General features: G+C 27.5%; 16 protein-coding genes. 14 read left to right on the top strand and 2 right to left on the bottom strand.

The window, feature by feature from the left end; all coding sequences use genetic code 11:
• The first annotated feature begins 202 nt into the window (after nt 1-202).
• Nucleotides 203-907, top strand: a complete 705-nt coding sequence (locus TVTCOM_RS15875; protein WP_434797237.1) for a tRNA threonylcarbamoyladenosine dehydratase — start codon at nt 203-205, stop codon at nt 905-907.
• A gap of 174 nt (nt 908-1,081) precedes the next feature.
• Nucleotides 1,082-2,551, top strand: coding sequence for a glycine betaine uptake BCCT transporter (locus TVTCOM_RS15870; protein WP_434797236.1), 1,470 nt, complete (start codon nt 1,082-1,084; stop codon nt 2,549-2,551).
• A gap of 139 nt (nt 2,552-2,690) precedes the next feature.
• On the opposite strand, the gene TVTCOM_RS15865 is transcribed toward TVTCOM_RS15870, so the two are convergent.
• Entirely contained in the window at nt 2,691-3,530 is an 840-nt protein-coding gene (locus TVTCOM_RS15865) for a ComEC/Rec2 family competence protein (RefSeq protein WP_434797235.1), read from the bottom strand.
• A 309-nt stretch (nt 3,531-3,839) separates the two neighbouring features.
• Between TVTCOM_RS15865 and TVTCOM_RS15860 the strand changes: the two genes are divergently transcribed.
• The 5 genes from TVTCOM_RS15860 to holA all read left to right on the top strand — a co-directional run bounded on the left by TVTCOM_RS15860 (nt 3,840) and on the right by holA (nt 9,780).
• Nucleotides 3,840-4,745 carry a DUF2156 domain-containing protein gene (locus tag TVTCOM_RS15860; RefSeq protein ID WP_434797234.1) on the top strand — a complete coding sequence of 302 codons (906 nt, stop codon included), beginning with the start codon at nt 3,840-3,842 and terminating at the stop codon, nt 4,743-4,745.
• 5 nt (nt 4,746-4,750) lie between these two features.
• Nucleotides 4,751-5,908 (top strand): GNAT family N-acetyltransferase, encoded by a 1,158-nt coding sequence (locus tag TVTCOM_RS15855; RefSeq protein WP_434797233.1) that lies wholly within the window; start codon nt 4,751-4,753, stop codon nt 5,906-5,908.
• A gap of 192 nt (nt 5,909-6,100) precedes the next feature.
• Nucleotides 6,101-7,303, top strand: a complete 1,203-nt coding sequence (locus TVTCOM_RS15850; RefSeq protein ID WP_434797232.1) for a PLP-dependent aminotransferase family protein — start codon at nt 6,101-6,103, stop codon at nt 7,301-7,303.
• Between the two features lie 142 nt (nt 7,304-7,445).
• Nucleotides 7,446-8,768 carry a ComEC/Rec2 family competence protein gene (locus TVTCOM_RS15845; protein ID WP_434797231.1) on the top strand — a complete coding sequence of 441 codons (1,323 nt, stop codon included), beginning with the start codon at nt 7,446-7,448 and terminating at the stop codon, nt 8,766-8,768.
• The gene (holA, locus tag TVTCOM_RS15840) at nt 8,737-9,780 is read left to right on the top strand and encodes a DNA polymerase III subunit delta (protein WP_434797230.1); all 1,044 of its coding nucleotides are present in this window, start codon (nt 8,737-8,739) and stop codon (nt 9,778-9,780) included. The genes TVTCOM_RS15845 and holA overlap by 32 nt, the downstream gene beginning before the upstream one ends.
• 123 nt (nt 9,781-9,903) lie before the next feature.
• On the opposite strand, the gene rpsT is transcribed toward holA, so the two are convergent.
• The gene (gene rpsT / locus TVTCOM_RS15835) at nt 9,904-10,170 is read right to left on the bottom strand and encodes a 30S ribosomal protein S20 (RefSeq protein ID WP_228103968.1); all 267 of its coding nucleotides are present in this window, start codon (nt 10,168-10,170) and stop codon (nt 9,904-9,906) included.
• A gap of 274 nt (nt 10,171-10,444) precedes the next feature.
• On the opposite strand from rpsT, the gene gpr reads away from it, so the two are divergent.
• The 7 genes from gpr (at nt 10,445) to TVTCOM_RS15800 (ending at nt 18,344) form a co-directional block, all read left to right on the top strand.
• Nucleotides 10,445-11,398, top strand: coding sequence for a GPR endopeptidase (gene gpr, locus TVTCOM_RS15830; protein WP_434797229.1), 954 nt, complete (start codon nt 10,445-10,447; stop codon nt 11,396-11,398).
• A 15-nt stretch (nt 11,399-11,413) separates the two neighbouring features.
• Nucleotides 11,414-12,385, top strand: coding sequence for a stage II sporulation protein P (spoIIP, locus tag TVTCOM_RS15825; protein ID WP_434797228.1), 972 nt, complete (start codon nt 11,414-11,416; stop codon nt 12,383-12,385).
• Nucleotides 12,386-12,399: 14 nt separating this feature from the next.
• On the top strand, nt 12,400-12,615 hold the full coding sequence (locus TVTCOM_RS15820; RefSeq protein ID WP_434797227.1) for a hypothetical protein: 216 nt from the start codon (nt 12,400-12,402) through the stop codon (nt 12,613-12,615).
• 183 nt (nt 12,616-12,798) lie between these two features.
• Nucleotides 12,799-14,601, top strand: a complete 1,803-nt coding sequence (gene lepA, locus TVTCOM_RS15815) for a translation elongation factor 4 (RefSeq protein WP_434797226.1) — start codon at nt 12,799-12,801, stop codon at nt 14,599-14,601.
• Nucleotides 14,602-15,353: 752 nt separating this feature from the next.
• The gene (pgsB, locus tag TVTCOM_RS15810; RefSeq protein WP_434797225.1) at nt 15,354-16,628 is read left to right on the top strand and encodes a poly-gamma-glutamate synthase PgsB; all 1,275 of its coding nucleotides are present in this window, start codon (nt 15,354-15,356) and stop codon (nt 16,626-16,628) included.
• Between the two features lie 38 nt (nt 16,629-16,666).
• Nucleotides 16,667-17,095 (top strand): poly-gamma-glutamate biosynthesis protein PgsC, encoded by a 429-nt coding sequence (gene pgsC / locus TVTCOM_RS15805; RefSeq protein WP_434797224.1) that lies wholly within the window; start codon nt 16,667-16,669, stop codon nt 17,093-17,095.
• Between the two features lie 10 nt (nt 17,096-17,105).
• Entirely contained in the window at nt 17,106-18,344 is a 1,239-nt protein-coding gene (locus TVTCOM_RS15800) for a CapA family protein (RefSeq protein WP_434797223.1), read from the top strand.
• Nucleotides 18,345-18,372 lie beyond the last annotated feature (28 nt).

Genomic DNA, 18,372 nt, shown 5'->3' with positions numbered 1-18,372 from the left:
AAAAAGAACGAATTATCTATTTTATAGTTAATTCGTTTTTTTTAGTAAAATGTTTTATACAAAATATAAAAACAAGGCATAATAAATTATAATTAGAAGTGTTTATAGAAAGTTATATATTAATTAATAATACAAATTTTCTTTTAAAATTATTAAAAATAATTTATAATAGTATTATTTGATAACCAAGGAGAATGTGAAAATGAAAGATTTTACAATGAGAACAAGCCTTATCGTAGGAGATGAAGGTATAGATAAACTAGAAAAGTCAAATGTTATAGTATTTGGAGTTGGTGGCGTAGGAAGTTTTGCTACTGAGGCATTAGTTCGTGCAGGTGTTGGAAATATAACTATAGTTGATTTTGACAATATAGATGTTACAAACATAAATAGACAGATACCAGCTCTTCACTCTACAGTAGGAAAGCTTAAAGTAGATGTTATGAAAGAAAGATTACTAGATATTAATCCAGATTTAAATATAAGAACTGTTGCTAAAAAATATAATAAAGAAACTACTGATGAGATATTAGTAGAAAATTATGACTATGTAATAGACGCTATAGATATGGTTACATCTAAAATTTTATTAGTTGAAGAATGTAATAAAAAAGGATTAAAGCTAATTTCGTCTATGGGAATGGGTAATAAATTAGATCCAACAAAAATTGTAGTTACAGATATACATAAAACTCACACTTGTCCATTAGCAAAAGTTATGAGAAAAGAATTAAAAGATAGAAGAATAAAAAATCTTAAAGTAGTTTATTCTCAAGAACAACCACAAGTGTTAAAGAAAAAGATAATGAATGGACGAAAAGTTACCCCAGGAAGTACCTCATTTGTACCTTCTGTTGGTGGGTTAATAATAGCTTCCGTTGTTGTAAATGATTTAATAAATAGTTAATTAATAAAAAGCCCTGTATAGGGCTTTTGCTTTGATTGATTTAATATTTAAAAACTGATTCAAACCCTTGTGAAAGAGATAATATATAATGATAGAAAATACTTTGTTTATACTAGTGAATAGTTTAGAAATCTTTAGGAATAATAAGTTTGAAAAAATAAATGAGGTGTTTATATGGTATTTTATACAGCTATTATTTTTATAGTTATCTTTGTAGCATGGGGACTTTTATCTCCCGTAACATTATCAAACGTTGCTAATGATGCATTAAATTTTACAACTAATAAATTTGGGTGGATGTTTTTAATAATAACATTTATAGTATTAGTATTTGTAATTTGGCTAGCTTTTAGTAAATACGGTCATTTAAGGTTAGGAAAAGATGATGATGAACCCCAATTTAAATATATAAGTTGGTTTGCTATGCTTTTTAGTGCAGGAATGGGGATTGGAATAATATTTTGGGGTGTTGCAGAACCGTTAGATCATTATGTATATCCTCCTGCAGGTATTAAGCCATTAACAGCAGAAGCGGCTAATGTTGCCATGACGTATTCGTTTTTTCATTGGGGATTACATGCTTGGGCTATATATTCTTTAGTTGGGCTTACAATAGCATATTTTAGGTTTAGAAAAGGAAAAAAATTATTGATTAGTGAAACCTTAGATTCCATAATGGGTAATAGAATTGATATAAAAGATAAAGTGAAAAATGTTATAGATATCCTTGCTATTATAGCAACTGCTTTTGGCGTTGCTACATCCTTAGGTTTAGGTGCGCTACAGATAAATGGTGGATTAAATAGCATATTTGGGATACCTATAAATAATACTGTTCAAATAGTAATAATTGCTATATCTACTGTATTATTTTTATTATCAGCATCAACAGGAGTGGAAAAGGGAATAAAAATTTTAAGTAATATTAATATTGGCATTGCAATAGCACTTATGATAATAGTATTTATAATAGGACCAACAGCAACAATAATGGAAATATTCACAAATACTTTAGGGCAATACTTCGCTAATATAGTATCATTAAGTTTGAAATTAAGACCTTTCAGTGACTCAAGTTGGATTTCGGGTTGGACTTTATTTTATTGGGCTTGGTGGATTGCATGGTCACCATTTGTAGGTGTATTTATAGCATCTATATCAAAAGGAAGAACGATAAAAGAATTTATTTTAGGTGTTTTATTAGTTCCAACAATATTTAGTTTTATTTGGTTTTCTGTATTTGGAGGAACTGCCCTTACTCTTCAAATAGATACAAATATGAATTTATTAGATTTAGTTAAAAATAATATAACAGCAACTCTTTTTGTATTACTAAAAAGTTTACCTTTTGGTACTATAATAAGTGTTATATGTATTTTATTAATATTTACTTTTTTTATATCTTCAGCAGATTCAGCCACATTTGTTTTAGGAATGTTTAGCTCTAATGGTGATATGAAGCCAAAGGTATCTAAAAAATTATTATGGGGAGTACTACAATCATTAATAGCTATTGCATTATTATTAAGTGGAGGGTTAAAAGGATTACAGACAATGGCTATTTTAACAGCCTTGCCGTTTAATGTGGTTTTAATTATGATGTTAGTATCCTTAGTGAAAGAGTTAAAAAAAGAAAAAATATAAATTTTGACAGTAAAGGAGCTATTGTATCAAATTAAAGATCACTCTAAAATAGCTCTTTTCTACTATATAAATATAACATTATGGTGGAAATTTATGTAACGAAGAATAGAAGTGAGTATGAAAATTATCATACAAATATTTATTGGATTTCATATCTTTTAGTGGTAAAGATCTTTGTACCATCACTATAAAAAACTAAGTCGCCACTAATATCTGTCCTTAAAGTATGTACATCGTATTTTTCTAAAGTATTTAAGGTAGACTTATGAGGATGACCATAGTTGTTTTTGTACCCACAAGAAATAGCTGCTATACTGGGCGAAGTTTCTTTTATAAAAGAGTCTGTAGAAGAAGAACTACTACCATGGTGAGCTACTTTTAAAAAGTCTACTTTTTCTAAATTGTAAGAGTTAATTATATCTATTTCGTTTTCTTTCTCACAATCTCCAGTAAAGAGAAAATCCATATCTTTGTAACTTAGATTAAAAACTATAGAGTTAGAGTTATTGTTATCTTGAATATAAGATGGACTAAGGATGGAAATCTTAGTGTTTTCATCTAGTTTTATTAAATCATCTTTGGAAAGATAATTGATTTTTAGATTTTTATTTTTACAAGTTTTTATTAAATTTTTATAATGAGTAGAATTATCTCTTTGGTTAGGGGTATATATTTTACCTATGGTGTAGTTTTCTATTACATAATCTAAGCTACCGATATGATCTTTATCCAAATGAGTAGCTATTATTATATCTAGTTTTTTTACTCCTTTTAAATTTAAATAAGATTTTATTATTCTATTATTATCTTCATCTCCACCGTCAACTAAAATATTTTTGTTTTTAGGTGTTTTTATTAAAATACAATCTCCTTGTCCTACATCTATAATATGTACAGATAAAAAATCTTTATATCGATCACAACCACAACATAAAATAAGAAATAAGACTATAATTATACATTTAATTTTCTTAATCAAAATAAGTCCTCCAAATAATTGCTCTTCATATTTTATTCACAATTATTAAGTAAAATAAAAATTATTATACGTTTAGAAGGTTAAAAAACAAAAAAATAAAAATTTTTTGTTTACATTGGATAAAAGTGTTATTATATACAATGTATAAAATAAAAAACTTACTCGAATTCAAATAAAAATGTTTATATATGCATTATTGGGGTATTATATATACTAAATTCAATTTTGAGCGAAAATATTTAATAATAAAATATAAATGAAAAATTACTATTTAACATAAGATTTATAACAATAAATTAGGAGGAAATTATGATTTTTAAAGATATAAATATGGAATCTAGAGAAATGCTTAATCCATATTTCGATTTAGTAGATTATGAAGCGTGTGAATATTGTTTCAATACACTATATATGTGGCAACATTTATATAAAACTGGTTACTATATAGGAGATGGATTTGCTGTAATAGTTGCAGAATATGAAGGAAATACATTTTCTATATTACCATTAGCGAAAAAAGAAGATATGCCAAGAGTTATACAATTTGTTGTTGATTACTTTGAAGAAGAACAAAAGAAAATATATTTTAGAGGTATAACAAAAGAAGTGGTAGATTTCTTAAAAGAAAATTACGCAGGAAAATTCAATTATATTGAAGAAAGGGATTTATTCGATTATGTTTATGATGGGGAAAACATGAGAGAATTAAAAGGTAGAAAGAATGTAAAGAAAAGAAATCATATAAATTACTTCCTAAAAGAATACGAAGGAAGATATGAATATAGATTACTTGATGAAAAAGATTTCGATCCTTGTTTAGAACTAGTACAAGAGTGGACTAGTAACAAAGAAGAAAATGACGCTGTAAGTGAGGAGATGGAAGAAGAGCTTATTGGAATTAAGAAGCTATTTGAAAACTACAGTGTTTTAAAAGATAAACTTAAAATAGCTGGTATATTTATAGATGGGAAATTAGAAGCTTTTACAATGGGAGAATATATTAATCCTAATATGGCTTTAATTCATATAGAAAAAGCTAATCCAAGCATAAGAGGATTATATCCATTTATAAATCAACAATTTTTAATTCATGAATTTAGTGATGCAGAATTTATAAATAGAGAAGAAGATTTAGGTATAGAAGGACTTAGAAAGGCAAAACTTTCTTATCACCCAGTTAGATTTGTAGAGAAATATACTGTTAGAGAGGTATAAGATTTATGAAGATTAGGTTTGCTAGGGAATGTGACCAAAATAATATAATGGAAATTTGGAACTATTGTTTTAATGATGGACCTAAATTTACAGATTATTATTTTAATAATAAATATAAAAATTATAACACAATAGTAGTTGAGGAAGAGGCGAATATAGTCTCTTCTCTTCAGTTAAATCAGTATAAGATAAAATTAAATGATAAAGAGTATGATACATCTTATGTAGTAGGGGTATCTACTTTGCCCGAAACTAGGGGTAGAGGCTATATGAGACATATTATGGACTTTACTTTGAATGAGTTATACAAAAAAGAACAGCTTATATCAATATTGATGCCAATAGATTATAGGTTGTATAGAAAATATGGATATGAGCATTGTTATGATCAAATAGAGTATGAAATTAATATTGAGGATTTAAGTGGATTTAAATCTTCTGGTAGTTTAATAAAGGCTAACTTAAATCATATTAATCAAATCATAAATATAGAAAGATCTTTCTTAAAAAACTTAAATGGTAGAGTAATAAGGGATGAGAATTATTATAAAAATTTATTTAAAGAAGTAGAAAGTGAAGATGGACATATTTATATTCATAAAAATGAAGAAATTGATGGATATATAATATATTTTATAAATGGAGACAATATTTTTGTTAGAGAATTATATTATAAAAATATAAATGCCCTTAAGGGAATGTTAAGATTTATATATAATCACAATACTCAATGTAAAAAAGTAAACATAACATCACCTTTAGATGATAAGATAAGATTTATTTTATCAAATCCTAGAACTGTTACTATGAAATTAAAACCTTTTATGATGGGAAGAGTTATTAATTTTAAAAAGTATTTAGAAAGTTTACATATAGAAGGTAATGATAAATTAAGTTTAGTTATTTCTATTAAGGATAATTATATAAATGAAAATAATAAAATATTTAAAATTAGTTTACAAAATAATAAGTTGACGGTGGAAGACGGAAATTTTGATTATGATGTAGAGTTTGATATAAACACTATATCTCAGCTAGCATTTTCTTATCTCAGCGGAAAAGAAGCTTATTTATTAAATAACTTAGAAGAAAATAAAGAAGTAATAAAATTTTTAGATTTGATTTTCGTTAAAAAAGAAAATTATATAAATGAATATGTGTAAAAAGACAGCCAAAGGCTGTCTTTTTTAGGTTCAGATTTAATTTGACTGAAAATAAAACATATAATAGGTTGTGCTATAAAGTTATATTTTGTATACAAAATATAAAACAACAGTTGAAAAAAACAATAAAAAGGAGTATTATTATAAATATTTAGAAAATTATGAAAAATATTCAAGTAAGGGGGAAGATATATGGCAGTTAAATATGCTAAAAGAATGGATTTATTTAAAAAATCAGAGCTAGGGGAAATATTAAAGCTAATTGAGAAACCAGAGATAATATCTTTTGCAGGAGGATTACCAGCATCTGAATTATTTCCTGTGGAAGAAATGAAGAAAGTTGCTGTTAAAGTTTTAGATGAAAATGGAGAAGAGGCTCTACAATATTCAGGATCTCAAGGATATCTACCTCTTAGAAATCATATAGCGAATAGAATGAATTCTAAAAATATGACTAATGTGAATGCAGAAGATGTACTTGTAACAAGTGGATCACAGCAAGCTCTAGATTATGCAGGAAATATATTTTTAGATGAGAATGATGTAGTATTATGTGAAAGTCCATCTTATTTAGGAGCTTTGAATGCTTTTAAGAATTATCAACCTAAAGTTATAGAAGTTCCTACAGATAAAGAAGGAATGATTGCAGAAGAATTAGAAAAAATATTGGAAAAGAACGATAGAGTAAAATTTATATATGTAATACCAGACTTTCAAAATCCAACAGGAATAACATGGTCCCTTGAAAGACGAAAAAAATTCATGGAAGTTATAAATAAGCATGAAATACCTGTAATAGAGGATAATCCTTATGGAGAGTTAAGATATGAGGGAGAGTTTTTACCTTCATTAAAGTCTTTTGATACAAAGGGACTTGTAATATATTTGGGAACTTTTTCAAAAATATTCTGTCCAGGATACCGCTTAGGATGGGTTTGTGCATCAAAGGAAATACTAAGAAAATTTATAACATGTAAAGAAAATTCTGATTTACAAACATCAACTATAGGTCAAAGGGAGCTTAGTAAATATATAGATGATTATGACTTAGATGAACATGTGGAAAAAATAAAAGCTACATATAAAAAACGTAGGGACTTAATGTTAAGCTGTATGAAAGATGAATTTCCTGAGGGCGTAAGCTTTACTAATCCAAGTGGAGGATTATTTACATGGGTTAAATTGCCGGAGAAATTAAATGCTCAAGAGCTTATGGAAAAATGTGTAAAAAACAATGTTGCTTATGTTCCAGGAGGATTTTTCTTCCCAAGTGGAAATAAGGAGAATTACTTCAGATTAAACTATTCTAGCTGTAAAGAGGATAAAATAGTTGAAGGAATAAAAAGGTTAGGGAAAGTTCTAATTGAAGCAGTAAGTGAAACTGTTGAAGTTTAGAAAAAAGCATATCTTCATTTGTGAAGATATGCTTTTTTAATTTCCAATTACTTGAGCAAGGTCTTTGCCTGAAAATTTATGTGACCCAAGCAGCAACTTAAGTCAAGTAGATTTTCTATATTAATAGAGCAAAATAATATGTTTGAAAAAAATTAAGATGATGATAATAAAAATAAATAAAAAGAACTATGGAGGAAAGATGAGAAGGCCAATATTAATATTATTTATATTTTTATTATTCATATCTTTTATTTATACAAATAACAAATCCTTAGATGCAATTGAAGATAAAGACAAAATAAGTATTGAAGGTGTGGTAAAGGATAAAATTGAAAAAGATAAATATGATCAATATAAGATAGAAAAATATTTAGTAAATGATTACAGTAAAAAACTAAACATAAAAATAGGTAAAGTAGTTAAAATAAATGGAAGCATTAAAAGTTTAAATAAAATGAGCTTTGATGATTTTAATTATGGTAGATATGTAAAAAGTATGGGATTTAAAGGTATTATAACTGCAAAATATTATAAAATAAAAGGAGATAGCAAATTTTATACTTTTGTAGGCAATACAAAAACTTACTTGAGAGATACATTTAGATATTTATATAAAGATAAATCTGATTTTATTAATTCTTTAATCTTAGGTCAAAAGGAAAACTTGAGTAAAGAAGAAAAGGACATGTTTTCAAAAACTGGGACTAGCCATGTAATAGCTATATCTGGACTTCATACAGGCATACTATGTACAATGATTGCAATAATTATAAAAGGAATTAATAAATTTTATAAACTTATAATTTTAACTATTGTAATGATTTTATACAGTATAATGATTGGATTTTCGCCATCTATAAGTAGATCCATAGTTTTTGTTGTAATTATGTATCTGGCCATATTCTTGGAAGAAAAGAGAGATGGAATATGCACACTATCTTTGATAGGTGTATTTTTGATTGTAAATAATCCTTATATAATTTATAATACATCTTTTCAATTATCATTTTTAGCAACTTTATCTATTATATATTTTTATAAAATAATAAATAAGCATTTAAAAATAAGTATTATATCCATAAGCTTAAGCGCTAATATATTAACTTTGCCAATTATATATTATGTGTTCGAAGGAATACCGGTTCTATTTCTTATTGGAAATATGATTGTTGTTCCTGTAATTGGTATAATAATGAATTTAAGTATAATTAGTGTAATTTTATTTAGATTTAGTATTTTAATATCAAAAATTTTAGCATATTTAAGCAAAAGTATTATTATTATGGTATATTATTTATTAGACAAACTCGCGGGGAATAAATTAGCATATATTGAAATTAACAATCCTAAATTATTTTATGTAACTTTTTATTACATTTTAATTTTTTGGTATATGATATATAGAGAGTTAAAAATTATGAAGGAGCAAGAAAATGGATTACAAGGATATTATAAGGAATATTAAAGATAAAAATTTTCAAAATATATATCTTTTATATGGTAGAGAATATTACTTAATTGACAACGCCATAAAAAACTTTAAAGAAAGTCTTAATGAGTCTATGATTGACTTCAATTTAGATGTAATAGACGGTAAAGAGGTTTTTTTAGATCAATTGCTAAGTTCTATAGAAACACTGCCTTTTATGGATGATAAAAAAATTACCATAGTAAAGGATTTTGAGCTGTTAAAAGGAAAGAGAAAAAATCTTTCTGAAGCCGATGAAAAATACTTTATAGATTATTTAGACAATATATCAGAAAGTACAGTTTTAGTATTTATTGTGCATGGAGAAGTAGACAAAAGAAAGAAGATAGTAAAAAAAATACAAGAAAAAGGTGTTGTATTTAATTGTGATAAAATTTCTGATATGGATTTATTTAAATGGACAAAAAGAAAGTTTGAAAGTTTTGGAGCCATAATAGAAAATACGCAAGTTATGTACTTTATTGAATCTCAAGGATATAGAGATAAAAATAGTGAAAAGACTCTCTCAGATTTGGAAAATGAAATAATTAAAATTAGCTCCTTTGTAGGTAAAGAAAATAAAGTAAGTAATGAGGTTATAGATAGATTATCTCAAAAGAAAATAGAAAATGATATTTTCAAACTTATAGATTTTATGGGAGAGAAGAATTCATCATCTGCCATAAAAATATTAAATGATATGATTAGTGAAGGAGAATCTGTTCTTGGAATATTTGCTATGATAAGTAGACAATTTAAAATTGTTTTACAGGTTAGAAGTCTACAAATAGAGGGAACATCTGTAAATGATATTTGTGAAAAACTAAGTTTGAGGCAATTTGTAGTTAATAAAGCTTTAAAACAAAGTCGTAACTTCTCAGATGATATAATAATAGATATGTTAAACTTTATATTAGAAAATGATTTTAAAATTAAAAATGGACTAATAAAAGATACTTTGGCTATAGAAATACTAGTCAGTAAATATTGCCAAAGAAATATTAGTTAAGAGTCTTAGTTAAAATACTAAGACTTTTTTTGAGGGTAAGAAGTAATAAGATAATATTAAATGAATGCAATAAAAAACCCTTGACTAAATCAAGGGTTTAAATTTATAAAAATTAAACTGTTATTATGCGTTCATTGCGTTTAATTTTTGAGCTAATTTAGCAACTTTTCTAGCTGCAGCGTTTTTGTGTATAGTTCCTTTTGATGCTACTTGATATATTCTCTTTTGAGCATATTGGAATCTAGCTGTAGCTTCTTCAACGTTACCTGCAGTAACAGCTTCATCGAATCTTCTTATAGCAGTTTTTACTTGAGATTTTCTAGCTTTGTTTAAAGCAGTTTTCTTATCGATAACTTTTATTCTCTTTTTAGCTGATTTTATGTTTGCCACGAAAAACACCTCCTCGTAAATATAATTATTCTCATCGTCAACATATTAGATTTTAACAGAAATAAATATAAAAATCAAGAGTTAATATTTATTAGTTAAATATAATTTGCAAACTGTTTTTTTGCGCATGACTTACTTTATCACATATAAAAATATTTCACAATAATAGATTTATTTATTCATATAAAAGTAATAAAAAATGATAAATAATGTTTAAAATGTTAGCACATGTCAATAATCAATAATATCATTTTATTGAATACTGGAGGAAACTATGATAAAAATTAGAACTGACCTAGCTCTAGAAGCAAGAGAGATAATAGAAGAAAGCAGTAATAGTAGTGAAATACCAGGAGTTAAAACAATAAACAAGCAACTTGATGACTGTGTAGTTACAAAAGTCGAAGTATTAAATGAGCAAGGTTCTCAAATAATGAATAAAGGAATGGGAACATACGTAACACTAGAAAGTAAATTGATGAAATATGATGACGATGAATCAAGAGAACAAATAATAAATTATTTAACTAATGAACTTAAAGATATTTTTGGTTCAGATAAACACAAGAAAACTTTAGTGATTGGACTTGGTAACTGGAACATAACATCTGATGCGCTAGGTCCAAGGGCGGTATCAAAAACTCTTGTGACACGTCATATATTTAAAAATTACAATAAGGATTATGATGACGATTTTACAGAGGTTGCTGCATTGAGTCCAGGAGTTATGGGTATAACTGGAATAGAAACTAGCGAAACTGTTAAAGCAATAGTAGACACTATTAAACCAGATAGAGTAGTTGCTATAGATGCACTTGCTTCAAGAAAAATGGACAGGGTAAATTCTACTATACAAATATCTACAGCTGGAATATCTCCAGGTGGAGGAGTAGGTAATAAAAGAAAGGCTCTAAACAAAGAATATTTGGGAGTGGATGTTATAGCCATAGGCGTACCAACGGTAGTTGATGCAGCCACTTTAACTAGTGATGTACTAGACATGGCTATCAATAATTTAATGGAACAATCTAATGAAGGTGAAGTATTTTATAAAATGCTTCAAAAATTACAGGAAGAAGAAAAATATCAACTAATTAAAGACTCTCTAGATCCTTATGATAAAAACTTAATTGTGACTCCTAAGGATATAGATGAGACTATAGAAAATCTATCAATAATAATTAGTGAAGGATTAAATAGATCTCTTCATCCAGGGAGAACTTCGTAACAAGGAGGAATTTTAATGATTAAAAATAAAATAAAAGCTATAAAAATTGGATTTTTAATAGTTTGTATTTTACCTACTATTTCTCAAGCATTAGATAAAGAAGATATATTAAAATATTTGGTGAAATCATCTTATCCTGAAGTAAAAGTTATAGATAAAGAAGATGGGGATAACAAAGATGTGGATGAGAACTCAAAATCTACAGATAATATAAAGAGCAATACAAATAATACAGATGACAAAGAATATGTTAATGTTTATGTTGGAGAAGAAAATAAGCCGGAATCAAAAGAGGAAAAAGAATCAAAAGAAACTAGCAATATCATTGATTCAAATTACACTAACGATATAAGAGTAACAAAGGACAGACCACAAATGCTTATATACCACACACATAGCAGTGAGACTTATTCTGATTCACCAAAGAATAATTATCATTCAACAGATATAGAACATTCAGTTATGTCTGTAGGAAGTATTTTATCCACAGAATTATCAGAAAAGGGATGGGGTGTAGTTCATACTACTAAATATAATGACTTATCTTATAATGATGCTTATGCAACGAGTGCTAAAACTATGAAGTCTATTCTATCTAAGTATAATTCTATTAAAGTAACTATAGATTTACATAGAGATGGACAAAGTGTAAGTACCACACAGGCAAAAAAAACAGTGCATGATAAGTACACAACTAAAATAAATGGAAAAACCGTGGCAAAATTTTTCTTAGTAGTTGGTCAGAGAAATCAAAATGTAGGAGAATTGAAAAGACAGGCACAAGAAATTACTGCTTTAGCCGAAAAAAAATATCCAGGACTAGTTTGCCCGGTAGTCACCAAACAATATGGTAGATTTAACCAATATATGGCTGACAATGGATTATTAATAGAAATAGGTAATAATGCAACAAGTACAAAAGAAGCGCAAGCCACGTGTAAATATTTAGCAGAAATACTTGATGAGTATTATTCTGACATAAAATAATTAGGGTATAAATTATGAGCCGTTTAGAAAAATATAAAAAAGAAAAGTATTCTAAAAAAAAATATAAAACAATTTGTAGATTTATATTTATGTTCGTAATGCTAGTGATTACTACTAGTAGCATATTACTAATAGATTATAGAATTAATGAAGTATTAGATACTGATAGTAAAAATAATATTATAAAGTATATAAATGATATTATAAAGTATATACTAGATATGTTTTAAACTATAATATTTAATTTCTATATGATATTAAAGAATACAAATTTCAAAAATAAACCAAAATAATAGAAAAAATAAGACTTAAAAAATAAGTCTTATTTTTTTGTTATATACTACTTATTTACATAAAAGCAGATATATTATAAAATAAAGTTTATGATAACAACTTATTAAGGAGGAATAACGGTGGACAAACAAAATAGAACTAGAAATTTCAGTATAATTGCTCATATAGATCATGGTAAGTCTACCTTAGCTGATAGATTAATACAGTACACAGGTTTAGTCAGTGATAGGGAAATGAAAAGCCAGTTATTAGATAATATGGATTTAGAAAGAGAAAGAGGAATCACTATTAAACTGCAAAATGTAAGATTAATATATAAGGCTAAGGACGGAAATGAATATTATTTAAATCTTATAGATACTCCAGGTCACGTGGACTTTAATTATGAGGTATCAAGAAGTTTAGCAGCATGTGAAGGGGCACTACTTGTAGTAGATGCAGCTCAAGGTGTGGAAGCTCAAACTTTAGCTAATGTATATTTAGCGCTAGATCAAGATTTAGAAATATTACCAGTAATAAATAAAATAGATCTTCCAAGTGCTAGACCAGACGAAGTTAAAGAAGAAATCGAAGATATAATAGGTCTTGATGCAAGTGAAGCACCATTAATATCTGCTAAAAGTGGTTTAAATATACAAGATGTATTAGAAGATATAGTTGCAAATGTACCAGCACCTGCTGGAGATTTAAACAAACCATTAAAAGCTTTAATATTTGATTCATACTATGATGCTTATAAGGGTGTTGTAGCCTATGTTAGAGTATTTGAAGGCAAAGTTAAAAAAGGTATGACTATAGAAATGATGAATACTAAGAAGAAATTTGAAGTAACAGAAGTTGGAGTTATGGCTCCAGGTGCAACAGAATTAGATAGCTTATGTGCTGGAGATGTTGGATATATCGCAGCTAGTATAAAGGATATAAGAAGTTGTCACGTAGGGGACACTATAACTGATGCTAAAAATCCAACAGAAGAATCATTAGAAGGATATAAAAAAGCAACTCCAATGGTTTACTGTGGTATTTATCCAGGTGAAGGAGAAAAATACGAAAACGTAAGAGATTGTTTAGAAAAATTACAAGTTAATGATGCGGCTCTTGAGTTTGAACCAGAAACTTCTGCAGCTTTAGGATTTGGTTTTAGATGTGGATTCTTAGGATTATTACATCTTGAAATAATTCAAGAGAGATTAGAAAGAGAGTTTAATTTAAACTTAGTTACAACAGCTCCTTCTGTTATATATAGAGTTACTAAAAATGATGGAGAAGTTGTTATGGTTCAAAATCCTGCAAACTTACCAGAGGTTTCGGAAATAAGAATGATAGAAGAACCAATAGTAAAAGCTGATATCATAGCGCCAAAAGACTTTGTTGGTATAGTTATGGAGCTATGTCAAGAAAGACGTGGAACAATGTTGCACATGGAATATATAGATGAGAAAAGAGTTATGCTTCATTATGATTTACCTCTAAATGAAGTTGTATATGACTTCTTTGATGCGTTAAAATCTAGAACTAGAGGTTATGGATCTTTAGATTATGAAATGAAGGGATATGTTCCTTCTCAACTTGTAAAATTAGATATATTAATAAATAAAGAACAAGTAGATGCACTTAGTTTTATTGTTCATGAAAGTAAAGCATACTCTAGAGGCAAGGCCATGTGTGAAAAACTTAAAAATGAAATACCAAGACATCAATTTGCCGTTCCTATACAAGCAGCTGTTGGAAATAAAATAGTTGCTAGAGAAACTATAAGTGCTCTTAGAAAAGACGTACTTGCTAAATGTTACGGAGGAGATATATCTCGTAAGAAGAAACTTCTTGAAAAACAAAAAGAAGGTAAGAAGCGTATGAGACAAATCGGTAGTGTGGAAGTTCCACAAAAAGCATTTATGTCAGTTCTTAAACTAGATGAATAATGAAAATTTATTTAACAATAAAGTAACATTATAACGGTTGCATTAAATTGATTAAGTACTATTATTTTTTATATAAGACATATTATGTGTTGTGAATAAGTTGTAATTTAAGAAAAATATAACATATTGAAGATATTCTTTGTGTTATAAAGAAATTTATTATATAATGGGTACTTAGTAGTAAACATTATATAATAAATTGTTAATTTTATTGCTTTAAATAGAGTATGAAAAATGAAAATTTTCATGATATACTAATAATTTCAGCAACATTTTTAATAATACATCTTAATTTTTTACGTTTCATTGTAAAATATTGTAATATATTGTGGAAAAAATGTTCTATTGACCTAAAAGAATCATATATAGTAATATAGTGGTGATAGATAATAGATGTATATTTAAAAATAAAGATTCGTTAAATTGTGAGTTGGAAATTAAAGCTTACTAGATGAGCTAAATAATAAAATATTATAATTTTATTATTTAAAAACGAGAAGAGGAGATGAGTCGCTAAATGTAAAAGAAAGGAAAGTATTTTTCCTACTTTTATAATATGAAAAAATATAAAATTTAAAAATGTTAAATTTATTTGCTAGAGTGTACTATAGTAATATGAAAACTAGGCAATATTAAGCTGTTGAGGAACTTAGAAGAGAATAGTGGAACTACTGAGTTGTTTTTATGGGGCTGAAAAGATATTTCAATTAATATGATAAAAAATGAAAGTTACAGTAGTTATGGAGGAGAGTATGTTTGATAAGATAACATTAGTACAATTGTTAGTGATTGTAGCTTATATGGCAATATTACTTTACTTAGGAATTAAGGAAAAGAAAAAAAATGAAGAAAATTTAAAGGAAATACCCCTTAGGATTAATGTAAATGGTATACGTGGGAAGTCAACTGCGACGAGATTGATAACAGGTGTTTTGAGTAATGCAGATTATAAAGTTGTAGGTAAAACTACAGGGACTTCTCCAAGAATGATATATTGGAACAAAAAAGAAGAGGATGTTATTAAACGTAATCTTTTAGGAGCAAATATTAAAGAACAAATTCAAGTTATAGATAAAGCAAGAGAAGTTGGTGCAGAAGCTTTGGTATGCGAATGTATGGCAGTAAGACCTGAATATCAGTCAGTATATCAAAATGATATTTTTAAATCAAATATTACGGTTATAGTTAATGTTTTAGAAGATCATTTAGATGTTATGGGACCAACAACAGATGAAATCGCATTAGCATTTTCTTCAACTATACCATACAATGGATATTTAGTAGTTGACAATGGACCTTATGTAAAATATTTTGAAGAAATTTGTAGACAAAGAAAAACAAAGCTTGTTGTTGCAGATAATTCAAAAATACCAGAAGGCCTTGTTAAAAAGTTTAAATATACAATATTTGAAGATAATATCTCTTTAGCATTAGCTGTGGCAGAGATACTAGATATCGATGGGGAAACAGCCTTTGAAGGAATGTTAAATGCAAATCCAGATCCAGGAGCAGCTACTATTAATCATATAGAATGTGGGGATCATGTTAGTAATTTTGTGAATGGTTTTGCGGCTAATGAACCGGAATCAACGCTTGCCATATGGGATAGAATAAAGGACACTATACCGAATACAGAAAATCCAATAGTACTTTTCAATGGAAGAGAAGATAGAATAGATAGAACTAACCAGTTTATTGATGATTGTTTCCCTTATTTAAAAAATACCACTCTAATAGGTATAGGAGAGGGAATGGAATGTATACAAAATGCAATCGATGATGGACGATTAAGTAATATAAAAGAATATATAGATTTGTCAGACTATGAAGTTGATGAGGTAATTGATGAATTATATGGCATGATGCATAATAGAGTTATTTATGGTATCGGTAATATACATGGACAAGCTGAAATATTATTACAAAAAATGTGTAATATATATATTCATACAGATGAGCATGAGGAAGTAAATAACAACATAAGTATCAGAGCGTATATAAAGAAATATAGAAGTAGTAATTTTTAGGAGGAGACAGGAAACAGATGTTTATTACAGATTTTTATATGGCATTAATAATAGGAGTAGCAAGTACTTTGTTATTTACTGAAAAGACGGGAATTACGCCAGGAGGATTAATAGCAGCCAGTTATTTGGCATTAGTATTTGATTCACCTATAACATTAGCATTAATATTTTTAGTTTCATTTATAACATATTGGCTTGTTAACTTTGTGTTACCTAAGTTTATAATCCTATATGGAAAAAGAAAATTTACAGCTACATTAATTATAGCTATAGTTTTAAAGTTAGTATTTGAATTCGCATATCCATTAACACCATTCCCTACTTTTGAATTTAGAGGGATAGGAGTAATAGTACCAGCATTATTGGCAAACTCTTACTCAAGACAAGGAATAAAACTTACAGTAATATCTACACTTTTAATGACTGGATTTGTATTTGCGTTAATGCAAGTTTTATATTTAGTGTAAGGAGAAGTTTATGAAAAATAAATTAACATTTAAAGATCGATTACAGATAAAAATTAAAAATCAACCTAAAATTACAAGTAAAAAAACATTAGTAATAATATTTTTACTTGCAAGTATAGTTTTTGGTTCAACTTTTGTATATGCAAATAGTAGTAATGAAAAACTTAAACTTAATTATTCAGATAATAAGTTAGCTCAATTTACTTTTGTTGGAGATATGATGCTTGGAAGATCGGTTAAAGTTAAAAGTGAATTAGATAATTATGAAAGTGTATATAAAGATGTATCATATTTATGGAAAGATTCACAATATGTTTCAGGAAATGTAGAAAGTGCTTTACTTGATAATCCAGACGATTTTCAAAAAGGTGATAAAGAAATTCATTTATATGCAGAAACAAAAGTTTCAAATCTTTTAAAGAAAAATGGATTTACAATGGCCAATTTATCTAATAATCACTTAGGTGATTTTGGTAGAGCGGGAGTAATAAGTACTATTAATGCAGTTAAATCTGCAGGACTAAATTATGTTGGTGCTGGAAAGAATATAAATGACGCTGCCACTTATGATATTCAAGAAGTTAATGGAATTAAAGTTGCTACTTTAGGTATAAGTGATATAGTGCCAAAAGATTTCAGTGCTAATAGAACAGAGGCAGGTATATTATCTACTATGTATCCTGCGTATAATAGATTAGTATATGAAGCATCTCAAAAAGCTGATTTAGTTGTAGTTAATCTGCACTGGGGTGTTGAGTATGGTATTGGTGAAAGTGAAGTTCAAGAAAAAATCGGTAAAGCTCTGATTGATGCTGGAGCAGATATAATTATAGGATCGCATCCACACGTATTACAACCTATACAAACATATAAGGACGGAATTATATTCTACAGTATGGGTAACTTTGTGTTTGATCAAGGTTGGACTAGAACAAAAGATAGTATGGTATTAAACTACTATATTAACGAAAAGGGTGAAGGTACTTTTGAAGTAGTTCCAGTGAGAATAGAAAATGGATATCCGGTACCAACGACTAATAGGTTTTATCAAAAACGAATATTTGCAACTCTGACTAAAAACTTGGATAAGTCTAAGTTTGAAGTTACAGGAGACACGTTAACATTAAAAAATATTATTAAAACAGACATTACTAAAGAAGAAAATGTGGAGCAAACGCAAGAAGGTGTTTTAAAACAACAAGTGCAACCAAATGCTTTGCAGCAAACGCAAGATAATACTTTACAATAAGCTCAATAAGAACTACTATATATATACC

This window comes from Terrisporobacter vanillatitrophus (assembly GCF_051148895.1).
Taxonomy (GTDB): domain Bacteria; phylum Bacillota; class Clostridia; order Peptostreptococcales; family Peptostreptococcaceae; genus Terrisporobacter; species Terrisporobacter vanillatitrophus.
Note: the sequence above shows the minus strand (reverse complement) of the source record. Positions and strands in the feature narration are given on the sequence as shown.